The organism is Mesorhizobium sp. P2_A8, assembly GCF_056404935.1.
The window spans coordinates 306,447-323,926 of the sequence record NZ_JBFUDB010000007.1; the positions used below are offsets into that span (position 1 = coordinate 306,447).

Consider the following 17,480-nt stretch of genomic DNA (forward strand, 5'->3'; position numbering starts at 1 on the left):
TTTCAGAAATTGAGCGCTTCCCGGAGCGCCGGGCCGGCCCTGACGCGCAGATCCAGATCAGCCTCGATGTGGTCGATGTGGTGCAGCATCAGCCGGCTCGCCAACCCGGAATCGCCGCTCTCCAACGCGCCGACAATCCCCGTATGCTCGCTATGCCCGCAGGCCGACACGCCAGATCGGCCGTAAAGCGCGATGACCAGCGAAGAGCGCGCCACAAGTTCTTCCATGAAGCGCTGCAGGATGGCATTGCCGGCGACCGAGGCCAGCAGCAGATGGAAATCGCCTGACGCCTTGATCTCGGAGCGCCGTGCATTGGGCCCGCGCTCGGCGATGAAGCGGCCCTCCTCGTCGAGTTGCACCCTGAAGGCAGCGATGTCGGCAGCGGTGACGCGCCCGCAGGCGGCGATGGCTATGCCCGGTTCGATCAGCCGGCGCGAGGCGAACACCTGGCGCGCTTCCTCGGGCGAAGGATTGGCGACGAAGGCGCCACGGTTGCGCTCCGTGCGCACCAGGCCCTCGAAGGACAGCATCTGCAGCGCCGCGCGCGCCACGGTGCGGGAGACGTCGAACAGGGTACCGACCTCGCCCTCCGACAGCTTGGTGCCCGGCGCCAACCGACGGTCGACGATAGCGTCGCGCAACTGGTCGCGGATCGCCTGGGCGCGATCCTGCGTGGCGCTGTCGGTGGCGGAGTAGATCTGGTCGGCAATGTTCATGGCGGAAGTCTTCCTGTCTCCTTCTAACGCGACTCGTCATCCGTGCACGAGAGGCAAAGTGAACACGAAGTCAAAAAAGATTGCATACGATTTTTGTGCACATCGCCGACAATCGCCCATAATTTGTGCAATGCACAAACAAGCTCGTTCAGCGGGCAGCAGACAAGAAACCTGATTTTCCCGACAATTCAATCGCTTGGACGTGCACGCGGCGATTGGCACGCATGATGCATTGGTTAATGCGACCAAACGGGGAAGCCTGATGTCCAAAGCCGCCGAAATCGACATTGTGTCCGTTTCGAAAGTCTATGGAACGACGACCGCCGTCGAGGACATCAGCCTGAAGATTCCGGCCGGCACCTATTGCTGCCTGCTTGGCCCTTCCGGCTGCGGCAAGACTTCGACGCTGCGCATGATCGCCGGCCATGAGAGCATCTCGTCGGGTGACGTGCGCCTCGGCAACACCGTCGTTACCGACCTGCCGCCGGCCAAACGCGGCACGGCGATGATGTTCCAATCCTATGCGCTGTTCCCGCATCTCGACCTCATCGACAATGTCGCCTTCAGCCTCAAGATGAAGGGCGTCGACAAGCAACAGCGCCGCGCCAAGGCGCTGGATATGCTCAAGCTGATGCAGATGGAGACCTATGCGACGCGGCGGCCGGCACAGCTTTCCGGCGGCCAGCAGCAGCGCGTGGCGCTGGCGCGCGCTCTGATCACGGACCCGGAGGCGCTGCTGCTCGACGAGCCGCTGTCGGCGCTCGATCCATTCCTGAAGATCCGTATGCGCGCCGAACTGAAGAAGCTGCAGACGTCGCTTGGCATCACCTTCGTCCACGTCACCCACAGCCAAGAGGAGGCGATGGCGCTTGCCGACCTCATCGTGGTGATGAATGACGGCCGTATCGAACAGGCGGCCCCGCCGCGCGACGTGTTCGAGCGGCCGGCCACCGCTTTCGTCGCACGCTTCATGGGCGACCACAACGTCATCTCCGGCCGCGTCACCGGCAGCCGGGATGTCATGGTCGTCTTCGACGTCAATGGCGGCGGCTCGCTGGCGGCCAGCGGAAAACCACACGAGGTGGGACAGCCGATCGACATCGCCATCCGCACCGACCACGTGCGCATCGGCGCCGCGCCCTCGCCCGGCCTCGGCTTCACCGGCATCGTCTCCAACATCGAATATCGCGGCGCCACGGTGAAGCTCTCCGTCACCGGCGGCGGCATCGACGATTTCACTGTCATCATCGACGATTCCGACTTCTTCGCCAAACCCGTCGCCATCGGCGACGCCGTGCCGCTCGCCTGGGATTCCGAGGATGCGATCGCTCTCGGCCGCCTTCATTCATGACGTCAACGAAGCAAACCAAAACAGGGGAAAAAACATGACAAACACCATAGAAACCAAGACCGGCATTTCGCGCCGCTCGCTGCTCAAGACGGGCGCGGCCGCCGTCGGCCTTGCCGCCGGCTCGGGCGCCATAACAGGTTTCCCGACCATCTGGGCGCAGTCCAACATCACGCTGCGCCAGTTCGGCACCGGCGTGTCGAACCTCAATGCCATCGCCGACAAGTGCAAGGCCGACCTCGGCATCACGCTGGAGATGACAGCGACCGATTCCGACGCCGCCGCCCAGCGCGCAGTCACCCAGCCCGACAGCTATGACATCGCCGACATCGAATACTGGATCTGCAAGAAGGTCTTCCCAAGCGGCGTGCTGCAGCCGATGGATGTCAGCAAGCTGAAATATTACGATGAGCTGGTGCCGCTGTTCAAAACCGGCAAGCTGACCCCCGACAGCGTCATTGCCCAGGGCACCGCTCCGCACACGGTCGGCTACGTCGAAGCGCAGGACTCAAAGACCTTCGCCAAGGCGCCGACCAACTGGTTCACCATGGTACCGACCATCTACAACGCCGACACACTGGGCATCCGCCCCGACCTCGTCGGCCGCGACATCACCACCTGGGCCGACATCATGGACCCGGCCTTCAAGGGCAAGACCGCGATCCTCAACATCCCGTCCATCGGCATCATGGATGCGGCGATGATCATGGAAGCCATGGGCAACATCAAATATGCCGACAAGGGCAACATGACCAAGGAGGAGATCGACAAGACGATCGACTTCCTGATCAAGGCCAAGCAGAGCGGTCAGTTCCGCGCCTTCTGGAAATCCTTCGACGAGAGCGTCAACCTGATGGCGTCGGGCGAAGTGGTCATCCAGTCGATGTGGTCGCCAGCCGTGGCAGCCGTGCGCTCCAAGGGCATCGCCTGCCGATTCCAGCCGCTCAAGGAAGGCTACCGCTCGTGGGGCGGCGGCCTCGGCCTCGCGGCCCATCTCAAGGGCGCCGAGCTCGACGCGGCCTATGAATACATCAACTGGTACACGTCGGGCTGGGTCGGCGGCTATCTCAACCGCCAGGGCTACTACTCGGCCAACATGGTCTCGGCCAAGAAGTTCATGACCGAGGACGAGTGGGGCTACTGGATCGAAGGCAAGCCGGCCAAGGGCGACATCAAGGCGCCCGACGGCACCGTCATGGAAAAGGCCGGCGCGCTGCGCGATGGCGGTTCGTTCGAGGAGCGCATGGGCCATGTAGCCTGCTGGAACTCGGTGATGGACGAGGACCGCTACAGGGTGAAGCGCTGGAACGAGTTCATCGCGGCGTAACGTGAGGCAGCGCCCCTCCTTCTCCCCTTGTGGGAGAAGGTGGCCTCGCGAAGCGAGGTCGGATGAGGGGTGTTCCAGCTTGGCGACACGTCACCACCAACGGCACCGAGACGATGCGGAGTTATCAAGCCCCATGTCTTCCAGCACCCCTCATCCGTCTTGGCGCTTTGCGCCAATCCACCTTCTCCCACAAGGGGAGAAGGCAAGGCCGCTGCGCCGCTTCGCGAACCTGCACCGGGCGTAGCGATGACAGTTGCTCTCGAACGCCCCGCAATGTCCGCCGCCAGACCGGCGAGACGCCGCCGGCTCTCCCTCGGCGCGGTCACGCCCTACCTCCAATCGGCGCCGCTGGCGCTGATCCTTGGAGCGTTCCTGCTTCTGCCCATTGTCATGATCGTCGTCGTCTCCTTCTGGGACTACGACTTCGCGGCCATGTATCCGGATTTTCTGACCACCAATTATTCCGACGTGCTGGGCTCCTGGGTCACCTGGAAGACCTATCTCAACACCATCAAATTCGCAGTTATCGTCTGGGCCCTGACCTTGTTCATCGGCTTCTGGGTCGCCTATTTCCTCGCCTTCCATATCCGCACCACGGCCATGCAGATGGTGCTGTTCCTGGTCTGCACCGTGCCGTTCCTGACCTCCAACATCATCCGCATGATCTCGTGGATCCCGGTGCTCGGCCGCAACGGCCTGATCAACTCGACGCTGGTGCAGCTGGGCCTGGTGCCGAAGCCGATCGAATGGCTGCTCTACTCCGAATTCGCGGTCGTGCTGGCCATGGTGCATCTCTACACGCTGTTCATGGTGACGCCGATCTTCAACACGCTGATGCGCATCGACAAATCGCTGGTCGAGGCCGCGCGCGATGCCGGCGCGTCCGGCTGGCAGGTGCTGTGGAACGTCATCATTCCGCTAGCCAAGCCCGGCATGGCGATCGGCACCATCTTCGTCGTCACCCTGGTGATGGCCGACTTCTCGACAGTGCAGGTGATGTCGGGCGGGCAGAGCGCGTCGGTGGCACTGATGATGAAGAACCAGATGTCGCTGCTGCAGTATCCGGCCGCCGCCGCCAATGCGGTGGTGCTTCTGGTGCTGGTGCTGTTGATGGTTGCCGGCATCCTGCGCATCGTCGACATCAGGAAAGAGCTGTGACGTGAGCCACGAAAAACGCACCCTCGAATTCTACGTGCTGGCGGCCTTCTTCACGCTGTTCGTGCTGTTCCTCTACGGTCCGCTGTCGGCGATCCTGATCCTGTCCTTCCAGGGCGAAACCGGTGGCCTCACCTTCCCGCTCAACGGCGTTTCGCTGCACTGGTTCGCCAATTTGTTCGAGCGTCAGGCGGTCGGTGATTTCGGCGGCAGCTTCAAGCGCTCGCTGGTGCTGGGTGTCATGGTGATGATCGTCACCGTCGCGGTGTCGCTGCTCGCCGGCCTCGCCTTCCGCCGAAAATTCCGCGGTGCCACCGCACTGTTCTACCTGGCGGTCGCCAGCCTGGTCGTGCCCTCGATCATCATTTCACTGGGCATCGGCGTCGTCTTCCAGCAGGTCGGCTTTCGCCCGGCCTGGTACACGTCGGCTTTCGGCGCCCATCTGACCTGGACGCTGCCCTTCGGCGTGCTGATCATGTTCGCCGTCTTCAACCGTTTCTCGCCTGCCTATGAAGAAGCCGCGCGCGATCTTGGCGCCTCGTCCTGGCAGACCTTCGCCCATGTCGTGCTGCCGATGATCGCGCCGAGCCTGATCGGCGTCGGCCTGTTCGGCTTCACGCTGTCCTACGACGAGTTTGCCCGCACGCTGATGACGTCAGGCACGTTCAACACGCTGCCGCTGGAGATCTACGGCATGACCACCAACGTCACGACGCCGGTCCTCTACGCGCTGGGCACGGTGACCACGGTATTCTCCTTCCTGGTGATCCTGGCGACACTCGGTGCCATCCTCTATGTCGGCCGCCGCCGGGCGAGAGCTTGAACGTGCAGATTCTTGTGGTGAACCCCAACACGACTGCGAGCATGACCGTAACCATAGGTGCCGCGGCGCGTGCCGTCGCCGGCCCCTGGACGGAGGTCGTTGCCGTCACCTCGTCCATGGGACCGGCTTCGATCGAAGGCTATTATGACGAGGCCCTCGCCGTGCCCGGCCTGCTGATGGAAATCGCTACGGGCGAGCGCCGCGGCGCGCAGGCGGCGATCATCGCGTGCTTCGACGATACCGGCCTCGACGCCGCGCGTGCAATGGCCGCCATTCCGGTCATCGGCATTTGCGAGGCGGCACTCACCATTGCGTCCTTCATCGCGCAGCGCTTCACCGTGGTGACCACCACCGAGCGCTCGCGCGTACCGGTCGAGGGGCTTGTGCAGCGCTACGGCATGGCGGGACGGGCGCGCGTGCGCGCCGCCGACATTCCGGTGCTTGCGCTTGAAGATCCGACATCCGGCGCAGTCGGGAAACTGCGCGACGAAATCGCCAGGGCGATCAACGAAGACCGCGCCGAGGCCATCGTGCTCGGCTGCGCCGGCATGGCCGATCTTGCGCACCGGCTGCAGGCGGAGTTCGATCTGCCGGTCATCGACGGCGTCGGCGCGGCGCTGAAACAGGCGGAAGCGCTGATAGCGCTCGGCCTTTCGACATCGAAGCGCGGTGCCTATGCCAGCCCGCTGGCCAAGCCCTATCATGGTATGCTGAAATCCTTCTCACCCGGAGCCGTCGCCGCGGAGTGAGAGGAATGAAGCCAACCATCCGCACACTGTCGCTGCACGAGCTGGCGGTTCTCATTGACTGGGCGGCGGGGGAAGGCTGGAACCCCGGCCTCGAAGACGCAGCGATGTTCCAGGCTGCGGACCCCTCGGGCTTCATCGGTGCCTTTGTCGGCAACGAAATGGTCGCGGCAATCTCGGCAGTGGCCTATGGACGCGAATTCGGCTTCATCGGCCTCTACATCTGCCGGCCGGACAAGCGCGGCAAAGGCTACGGCAAGGCGGTGTGGACCGCCGGCCTGAACAGGCTTGCGGGCAGGACCATCGGCCTCGACGGCGTCGCCGAACAGCGGGCCAATTACCGGCGCAAGGGCTTCAGGCCGGCCTACGAGACCATCCGCTACAGCGGCCGCGCGGCAGGCCCGGCGGTCAGGGTCGACGGATTGCGCACGGTGACGACTCAGCTCGTTCCCGACATCATCGCTTACGACGCGTATTGTTTTCCGGCACCCCGGCGAGCCTTCCTGCAGCGGTGGCTGCAGGCGCCGCATCACGGGCTGGCGGCGATCAGCTCGCGCGGCACCACCGGCTATGCCGTGGCTCGGCCGTGCCGTTCAGGTTTCAAGATCGGCCCGTTGTTTGCCGACAGCACCGACACGGCGCTGCAGCTGCTGAACGGACTGGCGGGTGCCTGCGAGGGCGGCGAGCTGCACATCGACGTTCCCGCCGAGAATACTGGTTTCATTGCGGCTCTCGAGGCGGCCGGCTTTGCGCCGACCTTCAGCACCACCCGCATGTACAAGGGCCCGCCCCCGGGCCTTGGCCTGCAGCGGCTATTCGGCGTGACGACCCTGGAATTAGGGTAGAACCAGGCGGAGTTTCCGGGAGGCTTGCGCCGCAGGTTTACGGCTCTTTCAGGCCGCCGAGCGCCGTCCCGGCACCGGATTGCCCGGCGGTTCGTGGCCGAGCGGCGTCACCAGCGTCAGGTCGGGATAGCCGCTTTCGATGAGCTTGACCGCGGCCTGGGTCACCTCATCATCCGGCTCCAGCATGGACAGGAACACCTCGGTGGCGTCACCGGCCAGACGGCCGATGCCTTGCGCGTCGGCCGGCCCGCACTCGACCACGACCAGATCATAGGCTGTGGTCAGCGACTGCATAATGATCGGCAGCCGGTCGGCGGCGCGCATGGCGCGGACCGGATCGGCGGTGCCGACGGGAATGACGTGACAGTCCGAGTAGAGATCGGCGTGGATGACGTCGCTGAACTGCGCTTCCGAAGCGAGCAGGTTGGTGATGCCGGGGAAAAGGCCGCTATCCAGCATCGGCCGCGAGGCGGCTCCCGAAGCGGTAAGGTCCAGCAACAGGACGCGCAGGCCGGCGTCGGCGACCTCGCGTGCCACCAGGACCGCCGATGCGGCAGCCTCGTCGCCCTCCGGCGAGACGAATATGGCGCGCGCCGCACCGCTGGCGATCAGCTTTTCGGCGGCCTTCTCAACGTCAATCTCGCCCAGGGTGGAACGAGCCGGCTCGGCCTCGACAGCCGTCTCCTGCGCTGTCGCCGCATCGGGCATCACGACCCTGTCAGGCACCTCGGCCTTATAGGGCATCGAAGCTGCGTAGGGATCCGCCTCTGCCTCTGCCGAACGTTCTCCCATCTCCTGGCGAGCAACGGGGTCCTGTCGAATGACGGGGGTCTGGAGGACGGTGGCCTCCTGGCGGACAACCGGCATCGCAACCTCATCGATGCGCTCGAAGCGGGAACCGGTCGCCGGCCGCATCGCGCGGCCGGAAAACAGCTCCCGCAGAAGCGTCACGATGGCCATGACCAGCAACGATGCGACGAAAGCCGCACCGACGATCGGCATAACCTTCGGGAAATACGGCTCGGACGGAACCTGGGCCAGTGAAACCACCCGGGCATCGACGGGCAGATAGTTGCGGTCCTTGCGCGACGCCGCGCTGAGGTAGTTGGCCTGGTACGATTCGAGCTGCTGGCGCTTGGCGGTCGCATCGCGCTGCAAGGCATCAAGTTCGACCTGCTGTTCGCCGGCGCGCGCCGATGCGGCCTTCAGTGTGTTGACGTCGGCGACGAGTTGGTTCTCACGAGCCTGCGCGGTCTGCGCCTGGGTCATCAGACCCTTCATGAGTTTTTGCGCCTCGTTGCGGATCTGGCCGTCGAGGTCGACAAGCTGAGACTTCAACGCCCGGATGCGCGGGTGATTGTCGAGCAAGGTGGTGGAAAGATCGGCAATGTTGGCCTTGAGCTCAACCTGCCGCTCGCGCAGGCGCTGGATCAGATCGGAAGACAAGACCTCAGGCACGGCATCGAGCGAACCGCCGCCCTGCAGCGCCTTGCGCACGCTGTCGGCCGTCGCTTCCGCCGAGGCGCGGTTGGCGCGCACACGCATCAGTTCGCTCGACAGTTCGGAAAGCTGCTGCGTGGCTAGCACCGAATTGTTGCCGCCCATCAGAAGGTCGGATTGCGCGCGGTAGGTGGCAACCTTGGCCTCGGCATCCTTCACCTGCTGCTGCAGGGCGGCGATCTCCGGTGCAAGAAAGTCAGCGGCGGCATTGTTCGATTCGAGCTTGGCGGCCCCTTGCCCCGCGATATAGGCGGCAGCAATGGCGTCTGGTACGGCGGCAGCGAGCTTGGGATCTTCCGATGAGAACTCGATGGCAATGATGCGGGTCTTCTCGACACCATAGACGTTGAGCTTCTCATGCATTTTCTTGAGCACGCGTTCTTCCGTTGGAATTTCCATCGGGTCGCTCTTCAAGCCGACGAGGACCAGAGCACGGCTCAACGGCGACATGTCGAGCGCATCGTCGAACTCGGGCAGCTTTTCCAGATTGAGCTTTTGCGCGACCTGCTTGAGGATTTCGTTGGAGGAAATTATCTGGACCTGAGTGGCAACGCCCTGTTCATCGAGAATCGGCTTGTCCGTGTCGTTGTTGCTTGCCGGCCGCGTATAAACCGATTCACGCGGAGCAATCTCCACCTGCGTCTGGGCCTTGTAGTGACGCGTGGCTAGCGAGGCGAATGCGAAAGCCGCACCGGTCACCGCCAGCGCCACGATAACGATGCGCAGCCAATTCCTCGCCAGGCTGGCGAAGAGCTGCCTGAGATCGACGTCGACATCTGCGGCCGCGGACTGAACGGACATGCATCCCTACTCCGATACTGGGTCAGGACACACCGTAAACAACTATGGTAACTCAGCCGTTAAGATGGCGGCAAGTTCGCGTTAGGGTTTACTGGCGAGTGACAAACAAAACCGCCAAAAATCGTAAAACTCTTGCCGATGCGCCATGCGCCGGCCGCTCCCTTTACCGGCCATTAACCCTAACAGGATGATAACGACCTCGATCCTAGAGTTTGCTGCGACGCTGCAGCGACCAGTCGAAGGTACCTGTCCGGTCATGAAAAGCACTGCTTCCCTGTTTCGCGCGCTGCTTGCCGTATCGATGCTCGCCGGCTGCTCCAGCTACCGGCCGACACCGGCCGCTTTCCACGAGGTGCTCGATCAGCCCTATCGTCTTGGGGCCGGCGACCGCGTCCGCGTCACAGTGTTCGAGCAGGATGGGCTGACCAACACCTACAGCGTCGACCAATCCGGCTACCTCTCCTTCCCGCTCGTCGGCGCCATTCCCGCGCGTGGCCACACTGCGCAGCAGATGGAAAAGGAGATCGCCGACAAATTGCGGCAAGGCTATCTGCGCGATCCCGACGTTTCGGTCGAGATCGACCGCTACCGGCCGATCTTCGTCATGGGCGAAGTGGGCGCCGCCGGTCAGTATTCCTATGTCCCCGGCCTGACGGTGCAGAAGGCGATCGCCATTGCCGGCGGTTTCACGCCGCGCGCCAACCAGGAAAGCGTCGACATCACCCGCGACATCAACGGCAAGGTGATGACCGGCCGCGTGGTCACGTCCGACCCGCTGCTGCCCGGCGATACCGTCTACGTCCGCGAACGCCTTTTCTGACGAACCACGTGGCGGACAACCTCAGGATCGTCCACTGCTTTCGCTCACCCGTCGGAGGAATTTTCCGGCATGTGCGCGACCTGACCGAGGCGCAGGTCGCCGCCGGGCATTCCGTCGGCATTGTCTGCGATTCGACGACCGGCGGCGAGTTCGAGGAACGCCTGTTCGAGCAGATGAAGGATATGCTGGCGCTCGGCATCCATCGCACGCCGATGCAGCGCCATGTCGGCCCGGGCGACCTCGCGTCGGCCTGGCGCACGTACAGGATCATCAAGGAATTGCAGCCGGACGTGTTGCACGGGCACGGCGCCAAGGGTGGCGCCTATGCCCGTCTGTTCGGCTCATTGTTGCGGGTATCAAGGTCTCGCGTAGCCCGCCTTTATTCGCCGCATGGCGGCTCCCTCCACTATGACGAGAACACGACCACCGGTAAGCTGTTCTTCGCGCTCGAGCGCTTCATGGCGCGCTTCACCGACTACCTGCTGTTTGTTTCCGACTACGAAAGGCGCACTTATCGCCGCAAGGTCGGGGAGCCGCCGATTCCCAACACCCTGGTCTACAATGGCCTGCGCGCCGTGGAGTTCGAGCCGGTGTCGAGCAAGTCCGACGCAGCCGATCTGCTCTATATCGGCATGATGCGCGACCTGAAGGGGCCCGACATCTTCATCGATGCGCTGGCCAGTGCCGGCCCGCGGATCGGCCGAGTGCTTACCGCGGTGATGGTCGGCGACGGCGACGACCTGCCCCGCTATCATGCCCAGGTGAAGCGGCTCGGGCTTGAAAGCCATGTCCGCTTTCTGCCGCCGATGCCGGCCAGGGAAGCCTTCGCGCTGGCGGGGCTGGTCATCGTTCCCTCGCGCGCCGAAGCCATGCCCTATATCGTCCTGGAAACGCTTGCCGCGGGAAAGCCGATGATCGCCACCTCCGTTGGCGGCATACCGGAGATCTTCGGCACCGGCTCCCCGGCCTTGATCCGGCCCGACCCGGTGGAGCTGGCCGACAGGATGAGCCAGGCGCTGGCCGACCCCGCCGCCTATGGCAGACTGATGCCCGACGGCGCCAGCCTCAAGGCGCGCTTTGGCGCCGATGTGATGGCCGCCAACATCGAGAAGGCCTACTTCGCCGCGCTCGATAGATAGGCCTCAAGCCCAAGCCGTTTCAAAGCCACTCGTTGTTTCAAGGGTTTCTTAGCTCTCTTTTGCTATTCACCGTAGGGAAGCTTGCGGAAAGCCCCATGAACGAGATCGACCCCGCGCGCCGCTTTTCAGCAGAGGCGGTGCGTAAATTCGACGGCCCGGCCGATGGCGACACGCCCGGCGGCATGAACGATGTCGCCCGCCAGGTCGCTTCGCAGTACAGGCGCGATACCATGTCGCCGATCATGGTCAGCGGCGTCCTGCGCATGGTCGAATTCGGCTTGCTGTTCCTGTCCGGGCTCGCCGTCTATTTCCACTATGTGGGGTTCTTCAACTATCTGGCCTGGCAATATCCGCTGACGATCGCCGCCTCTTCGTTCTTGGCAGTGGTGCTGCTCGACGTCACCGATTGCTATCAGATCGTGGCCCTGATGCGGCCCATCGCCAATTTCGGCCGCGTGCTCCTGGTCTGGGCCGGCACTTTCGCCCTGATGGCGCTGACGGCGTTCGTCATGAAGATGTCGGAAGACTATTCACGCCTGCTGTTCGGCACCTGGTTCGTCGTCGGTTTCGTCCTCCTCTTCGGCCTCAGGCTGGTGATGTCGAAGGTGATCCGGCGCTGGGCGCGCGATGGCCGCATGGAGCGGCGCGCCGTCATCGTCGGCGGTGGCAAGGCGGCTGAGATCCTGATCCGCTCGGTCGAAAAGCAGCCATACAACGATATCCGCATCTGCGGCATCTTCGACGATCGCGGCGACAAGCGCTCACCGCCCATCGTCGCCGGCTATCCCAAGCTCGGCACCATTTCGGAACTGATCGAGTTCGCCCGCATCGCCCGCATCGACATGCTGATCGTATCGCTGCCGCTGACCGCCGAATCGCGCGTGCTGCAGCTGTTGAAGAAGCTGTGGGTGTTGCCGGTCGACATCCGGCTGTCGGCGCATTCCAACGCGCTGCAATTTCGCCCGCGCGCCTATTCCTACATCGGCTCGGTGCCGATGCTCGATATCTTCGACAAGCCGATCAACGACTGGGATTCGGTCGCCAAGCGCGCCTTCGATATCGTCTTCAGCCTCGTCGGCATCGTCATGTTCTCGCCGGTGATGCTGGCGACCGCTATCGCCATCAAGCTCGACAGCAAGGGGCCGGTGCTGTTCCACCAGAAGCGCCACGGTTTCAACAACGAGATCATCGAGGTCTACAAGTTCCGCTCGATGTATACGGACAAGGCCGACCCGACCGCCAAGCAGACGGTGACCAAGAACGACCCGCGCGTCACCCGCGTGGGCCGCTTCATCCGCAAGACCTCGATCGACGAGCTGCCGCAGTTCTTCAACTCGCTGCTGGGTTCGCTGTCGCTGGTCGGACCGCGCCCGCACGCCATCGCCGCGCAGTCGCATAACCTCCTCTACAACGAAGTGGTCGACGGCTATTTCGCGCGCCACAAGGTCAAGCCAGGCGTCACTGGTTGGGCGCAGATCAATGGCTGGCGCGGCGAGATGGACACCAACGAGAAGATCCGCATGCGGACGGAGTATGACCTCTATTACATCGAGAACTGGTCGCTGCTGTTCGACTTGCGGATCCTGTTCCTGACGCCGATCCGGCTCTTGAACACGGAAAACGCCTATTGAGCGCGATTTCCCACGAGCTGCCGCAGGCCGCGGTCAACGCCAAGCTGATCGCGCTGATTTCCTCGGGCGCGGTCTTCCTCGGCATATTCCTGTCCGGCTTCGTCATCAGCGAACCGGCGCCCTATGAACTCTACATGGCCGGGCTGATCGCCATCTGGGCTCTCTTCGGCCTGAGGGTGTCGCGCGCGGCAATGCCGCTGCTGGTGCTGCTGGTGACGATGAACATCGGCGGCATGATGGCGATGACGCAGATGGCGGATCTGGCCAACACGCCGCTCTATCTCGCCGTCTCGCTGTTTCTCGCCTTCACCGCGGTGTTCTTCGCCTCGGTGACCGCGGTGCAACCCAGCCTCTACCGGCTGATCTTCTTCGCCTATGTCGTGTCGGCGGTGATCACCTCGCTGCTCGGCATAGCGGGCTATTTCCACGCATTTCCGGGCGCGGAGATGTTCACCAAATACGACCGCGCCGCCGGCGCCTTCCAGGACCCGAATGTGTTCGGCCCGTTCCTGGTGCTGCCCGGCATCTATCTGCTCTATCTGCTTTTGACCGGACCGATCCCACGCATGCCGCTGCTGGCGGTGCCGCTGCTGATCATCACCGCCGGCATCTTCTTCTCCTTCTCGCGTGGCGCCTGGGGCATGTTCGCCGTCTCGGCCGTCCTGCTCACCGGCTGCCTGTTCCTGCAGAGCGCCAGCGGCATGTTCCGGCTGCGTGTGGTGGTGATGACGATCGCCGCGCTGTCGCTGCTGGTCATCGCCATGGTCGTCATCCTGCAGCTGCCCGGCGTGTCGGAGATGTTTTCCAACCGCGCCCATCTCGAACAGAGCTACGACACCGCCCGCCTCGGCCGCTTCGCCCGCTACGCAATCGGCTTCCAGATGGCGCTCGAGCATCCGTTCGGCATCGGCCCGCTGGTCTTCGGCACCATCTTCGGCGAAGACACCCACGACATCTGGCTGAAGATGCTGATGGACTATGGCTGGCTCGGCTTCGTGTCGTTCCTGACGCTCGTTGCCTGGACGATATCGGCCGGATTCCGCATCCTGCTGCGCGACCGGCCGTGGCAACCCTACCTGCTGTGCGCCTATGTCGCCTTCATCGGCAATATCGGGCTCGGCACCTTCATCGACATCGACCATTGGCGCCATGTCTATCTGCTGCTCGGGCTGATCTGGGGCGCCATCGCGCTGGAATACCGCCATCAGCGGCTGTTGCGACCGGATCCGGTTCAAGCCCAAGGTGGAAAGCGAGCTATGGAAGGCGGTTGGTTTGCGAGCGTCAAGGATTTTGAGCGCTCGTAAGTTCCTGTATTTTCTCGAGGAGGTTTTTGACCAGTAGCTGGTAGATCTGCGTGAGTTCCCCTGGCGATAGTTCGACTCTGATGTCGTACTGCCCGGAATAATTCACCTGCAGATTTACTGTCCCGAACAGCGTCGTAGCGCCATCGCGAATGTCGGTCGCCACAATCATGTTTTGCAATGACTGGTCCAGCAGAATGACACCCGGTTCTCCGGGGTGATTGTGGGTTGTCGTCCTGATCTTCACGTCATCCTCCTTTTCCGACTTTCAAGAAAAGCGCAGACCAATCTCGCAATGATATAGCACACCAAACCCCGCCTCACTCACATGGGTTCCAACGAAGCCAGCCGAGATTGCCGCAGTTGCCCTGGCACTACAAATCAGTCACCGTTCCTCTTTGAGATCGAAATTCAAGCTCGCGGTGGCATGATCGATCACGCTCGGCCGGCTTCAAGCTGTGGGGCGTGGCTTAATCTCGGTGCCTACAACTCGAATTCCATCAAAGTCTAACGACTGGAACAATGCACTAGAAAGCACCTGCGGTAACAGTTGATTCAACCATCACTGGTATATTAGAGAGTGTGAGTAGCGGCTCCGACAGTGGGCGGGCGCTGAGTGCCGGAGCCGCCTGCGCAGTCCGGTTGGGGTTTGACCGCGCCGTCCTATTCTGGGACAGCGCGGTCAATGATTCGTTAAAATTTTCCGGAACTAATTAAGTGCACGCTAATCGACGTCGCGCGACTTCAAGCGGGTTTAGGCGCTACCCAGCCGCGGCGCTGTAGGGCGGCCAGGGCAAACGCTCGCCGGCCGGGGAAGTCTGTCACTCGATGTAGGTCACCGCACCCGTCTGGAGATCATAGATCGCCGCGACAATCTTCAGCTTCTGCGACCCGGTGAGACCAGCCAACACCTTGCTCGACGCCGTCAGGCGCCTCGCGGTCCTGCGTGCGCTCTCCTTGGCCGTGTTGTCGACGAAATCGCCCGCTTCGTTCCGCGCCGAGATCGCGGCGGGCAGGATCGGTTCGATCATCGGGCCGATAGCGCCGGGATAGGTGGCGTTCTTCGTGACCACGTCGCATGCTGCCTTGACGGCGCCGCAGCTGGTGTGGGCGAGGACGACGATCAAGGGAGAGCCGAGAACCGCAGCACCGTATTCGACCGTGCCAAGCGTGGCGGTGTCGACCAGGTTGCCAGCATTCCGGGCGACGAAAAGTTCGCCGACGCCATGGCCGCCGAAGATCAGCTCCGGCGGAACGCGGCTATCGGCGCAACTGATGATCGTGGCCCATGGCGCCTGATGCCCGGCGACAGCGTTCCGCTGCGCGGCTAGGTCGATCGAGCAGAGCTCCGGGTGGCTGACATAGAGCTCGTTGCCGGCTTTCAGCGCGGCGAGCGCTGCATCGGGGGACAGCGCCGGCGCAGCACTCTCCGCCGCGCGCGCCGACCACGAAGCACCGCCAAGACCGATCGCAAGCAGCCCCGCGCCGATTTTGAGGAAATCCCTGCGGCCGACCCCTTCACCGTCGCAATTGCTGCACACTATTTGGCTCCCCCCAACGAGTTTCCGAGACTGTTGCAGGTCGACTGTATACACGCTTCCTCTAATATCTCCGAAACACATAAACCACGCGTCCGGTGCAGCGCCCCTTTAACGGAGCGCTGAAATTTCCCTTCGCGGAAAGCACCCTGGGCAAACAGCTTGAGGCGAGTTCGGGCTGGTCGGGTCGATTGCATCACCTGCCCGCCTTGCAATTCGACTACGGCTTCGCTCGATGGCGGCCGCGATCGGCGCCCGGTGTTTTTCACGGTCATTCCCGACTACCAAGGCCAGCACGGGAGCGGAACCGCGACTGGAAACCGACTTTTGAGCGGGGGACTTAGGGACTTCGGTCTTAGTCCAGCCAATAGGCTTAATTGCGCAGCTGATAATGTGCCCATAGTTTTGGCAGCGCGGGGGACGTCCAAAACAAACCCGCAGTGGCCGGTGCGGCCTACCCCAACACCAAACACCCCGACCGTACCGGCCATTTCCCTTTAGAGACGCGGCCGGGCGCTGCTGGCCTACATCCTGATCGAGACATACGACAACAGGTAAAGGATCGCCACGGTCGCCGTCACGAGCACGACCCATAAGCCTAAGCTGCTCATGCTTCCCTCACTTCCCGCGGTGCGCCGTTGGGCAGGGTGTTGGGATGTAAGGGACGCCGGCCCAGGCGGAAACATCCGCAAGCACAAGCTAATATAATGGAGATGCAGACGCCTATGGTGTGATCGCGGACCCCGTCCAGGGCTTAGGCGCATAGGTTGTCACCGGCACCTGTCAGCCAAAGCCCGAGCCTCGCTCGTGAGCGTTTTTGAAAAGCGGCATTGGCGCACGGTCCTGGCCACCAAGGACAAGGCCAAAGCCCTGGCCATGGCGAAAGAGATCGGCGACAAAGGTGAGGGTTGAGGAGATCACGCCGAAGGTAAAGAGGCGCTGACTGTTCCGAGTCTTGCATAATTAGCTTCTGAAATGCCGGTGCTGCTGCCGAAGGGAGAGGGAAACGCGGGGCCGCTTCCGACCCGCGTTGCCAAGCGCCGCCGATAGCTGGACTTAGACTAAGGGTTAGTTGCAACCCGCCGCGAGCACCCCAACATGATATGCCGGACCTACTGTCCGAGAGATCTTGCTGGGAATATCGCGCTGCTTGTTGAGTGAAGATAGTGAGAAGTCTAGCCCGCACCACCACCGTGATTGCCTCGATAGCTGTGGCTATCGTGCTGACTTTTATGGCAGCTAAAGGATTTGAGCTATCGGCACCAGATCCGATCGTGGCTCATACCTTCGAGAGGAACATTTGAGGAGCACGAGGCGCGGCTTCCTCTGCCCGCTAGGGCAAGCCGGGCAACACTAGACGCCACCATTGCAGAGCCGCCCTGCGCCGTGCGAGTTTTGTCAACCAAATGGCCCATCATGGGAGTTTAGTCATGTCCATTCGCCGGATTGCGTTGACCTGGGCAGCGGTCACGCTTGCCTTCACAACCCTCGCCCAGGCCCGGCCGGACACCCGCGGCATGACCTGCCAACAGACGCAGGCGCTAATCGAGAGCCGTGGCTCGGCGGTGCTGACCACAGGTCCGAACACCTATGCCCTCTACGTCCGCCAGCACAGCAATGCGTGCGACTGGTCGGAAATCCCAGCAGTAGCGTTTGTGCCAACGCGCGACGGCCAGTGCTTGGTTCATGGATGCAGAGAGCCGCTCTTCACTCCTCGCAGCTGACGACAAGGCGCCAAAGCCGGCGACCTCTTGAGCCTCACACGGCGCCCTCCACAAGCTTCGCCCCTG

General features: G+C 62.8%; 15 protein-coding genes. 11 read left to right on the forward strand and 4 right to left on the reverse strand.

The window, feature by feature from the left end; genetic code table 11:
- Positions 1-2: 2 nt before the first annotated feature.
- Positions 3-716, reverse strand: coding sequence for a GntR family transcriptional regulator (locus tag AC1D10_RS22035; RefSeq protein ID WP_477275534.1), 714 nt, complete (start codon positions 714-716; stop codon positions 3-5).
- 262 nt (positions 717-978) lie between these two features.
- Between AC1D10_RS22035 and AC1D10_RS22040 the strand changes: the two genes are divergently transcribed.
- The 6 genes from AC1D10_RS22040 (at position 979) to AC1D10_RS22065 (ending at position 6,960) form a co-directional block, all read left to right on the forward strand.
- A complete protein-coding gene (locus AC1D10_RS22040) occupies positions 979-2,067 on the forward strand; it encodes an ABC transporter ATP-binding protein (RefSeq protein ID WP_477275536.1) in 1,089 nt (362 codons plus the stop codon).
- 34 nt (positions 2,068-2,101) lie between these two features.
- Positions 2,102-3,391, forward strand: a complete 1,290-nt coding sequence (locus AC1D10_RS22045) for an ABC transporter substrate-binding protein (RefSeq protein ID WP_477275538.1) — start codon at positions 2,102-2,104, stop codon at positions 3,389-3,391.
- Positions 3,392-3,637: 246 nt separating this feature from the next.
- On the forward strand, positions 3,638-4,549 hold the full coding sequence (locus AC1D10_RS22050; protein ID WP_477275540.1) for an ABC transporter permease: 912 nt from the start codon (positions 3,638-3,640) through the stop codon (positions 4,547-4,549).
- A 1-nt stretch (position 4,550) separates the two neighbouring features.
- Positions 4,551-5,369 carry an ABC transporter permease gene (locus tag AC1D10_RS22055; RefSeq protein ID WP_477275542.1) on the forward strand — a complete coding sequence of 273 codons (819 nt, stop codon included), beginning with the start codon at positions 4,551-4,553 and terminating at the stop codon, positions 5,367-5,369.
- Positions 5,370-5,371: 2 nt separating this feature from the next.
- Positions 5,372-6,118 carry an aspartate/glutamate racemase family protein gene (locus tag AC1D10_RS22060; protein ID WP_477275840.1) on the forward strand — a complete coding sequence of 249 codons (747 nt, stop codon included), beginning with the start codon at positions 5,372-5,374 and terminating at the stop codon, positions 6,116-6,118.
- A gap of 5 nt (positions 6,119-6,123) precedes the next feature.
- The gene (locus AC1D10_RS22065; RefSeq protein ID WP_477275544.1) at positions 6,124-6,960 is read left to right on the forward strand and encodes a GNAT family N-acetyltransferase; all 837 of its coding nucleotides are present in this window, start codon (positions 6,124-6,126) and stop codon (positions 6,958-6,960) included.
- A 48-nt stretch (positions 6,961-7,008) separates the two neighbouring features.
- On the opposite strand, the gene AC1D10_RS22070 is transcribed toward AC1D10_RS22065, so the two are convergent.
- On the reverse strand, positions 7,009-9,261 hold the full coding sequence (locus AC1D10_RS22070) for a GumC family protein (RefSeq protein ID WP_477275546.1): 2,253 nt from the start codon (positions 9,259-9,261) through the stop codon (positions 7,009-7,011).
- 256 nt (positions 9,262-9,517) lie between these two features.
- Here AC1D10_RS22070 and AC1D10_RS22075 point away from each other — a divergent pair, with 256 nt between their 5' ends.
- From AC1D10_RS22075 to AC1D10_RS22090, 4 genes are all read left to right on the forward strand, one after another.
- Positions 9,518-10,081, forward strand: a complete 564-nt coding sequence (locus AC1D10_RS22075; protein ID WP_013532220.1) for a polysaccharide biosynthesis/export family protein — start codon at positions 9,518-9,520, stop codon at positions 10,079-10,081.
- Between the two features lie 8 nt (positions 10,082-10,089).
- On the forward strand, positions 10,090-11,220 hold the full coding sequence (locus AC1D10_RS22080) for a glycosyltransferase family 4 protein (protein ID WP_477275549.1): 1,131 nt from the start codon (positions 10,090-10,092) through the stop codon (positions 11,218-11,220).
- Positions 11,221-11,315: 95 nt separating this feature from the next.
- Positions 11,316-12,851: an undecaprenyl-phosphate glucose phosphotransferase gene (locus AC1D10_RS22085; RefSeq protein ID WP_477275551.1), complete on the forward strand. Its 1,536-nt coding sequence runs from the start codon at positions 11,316-11,318 to the stop codon at positions 12,849-12,851.
- Positions 12,848-14,155: an O-antigen ligase family protein gene (locus AC1D10_RS22090; protein ID WP_477275553.1), complete on the forward strand. Its 1,308-nt coding sequence runs from the start codon at positions 12,848-12,850 to the stop codon at positions 14,153-14,155. Before AC1D10_RS22085 ends, AC1D10_RS22090 begins: the two co-directional genes overlap by 4 nt.
- On the opposite strand, the gene AC1D10_RS22095 is transcribed toward AC1D10_RS22090, so the two are convergent.
- Positions 14,133-14,399 (reverse strand): hypothetical protein, encoded by a 267-nt coding sequence (locus AC1D10_RS22095; protein WP_477275555.1) that lies wholly within the window; start codon positions 14,397-14,399, stop codon positions 14,133-14,135. The two genes, AC1D10_RS22090 and AC1D10_RS22095, sit on opposite strands and share 23 nt — an antisense overlap.
- A gap of 574 nt (positions 14,400-14,973) precedes the next feature.
- Complete coding sequence (locus AC1D10_RS22100) at positions 14,974-15,693, reverse strand: carbonic anhydrase (RefSeq protein ID WP_477275556.1); 720 nt, start codon at positions 15,691-15,693, stop codon at positions 14,974-14,976.
- 1,427 nt (positions 15,694-17,120) lie between these two features.
- On the opposite strand from AC1D10_RS22100, the gene AC1D10_RS22105 reads away from it, so the two are divergent.
- Positions 17,121-17,414: a hypothetical protein gene (locus tag AC1D10_RS22105; protein ID WP_477275558.1), complete on the forward strand. Its 294-nt coding sequence runs from the start codon at positions 17,121-17,123 to the stop codon at positions 17,412-17,414.
- Positions 17,415-17,480 lie beyond the last annotated feature (66 nt).

What these genes read in the sequence shown, in the direction of transcription:
- AC1D10_RS22035 (WP_477275534.1), bottom strand. Translation starts at nt 716, where the DNA reads ATGAACATTGCCGACCAGATCTACTCCGCCACCGACAGCGCCACGCAG.
- AC1D10_RS22040 (WP_477275536.1), top strand. Translation starts at nt 979, where the DNA reads ATGTCCAAAGCCGCCGAAATCGACATTGTGTCCGTTTCGAAAGTCTAT.
- AC1D10_RS22045 (WP_477275538.1), top strand. Translation starts at nt 2,102, where the DNA reads ATGACAAACACCATAGAAACCAAGACCGGCATTTCGCGCCGCTCGCTG.
- AC1D10_RS22050 (WP_477275540.1), top strand. Translation starts at nt 3,638, where the DNA reads ATGACAGTTGCTCTCGAACGCCCCGCAATGTCCGCCGCCAGACCGGCG.
- AC1D10_RS22065 (WP_477275544.1), top strand. Translation starts at nt 6,124, where the DNA reads ATGAAGCCAACCATCCGCACACTGTCGCTGCACGAGCTGGCGGTTCTC.
- AC1D10_RS22070 (WP_477275546.1), bottom strand. Translation starts at nt 9,261, where the DNA reads ATGTCCGTTCAGTCCGCGGCCGCAGATGTCGACGTCGATCTCAGGCAG.
- AC1D10_RS22075 (WP_013532220.1), top strand. Translation starts at nt 9,518, where the DNA reads ATGAAAAGCACTGCTTCCCTGTTTCGCGCGCTGCTTGCCGTATCGATG.
- AC1D10_RS22085 (WP_477275551.1), top strand. Translation starts at nt 11,316, where the DNA reads ATGAACGAGATCGACCCCGCGCGCCGCTTTTCAGCAGAGGCGGTGCGT.
- AC1D10_RS22105 (WP_477275558.1), top strand. Translation starts at nt 17,121, where the DNA reads ATGTCCATTCGCCGGATTGCGTTGACCTGGGCAGCGGTCACGCTTGCC.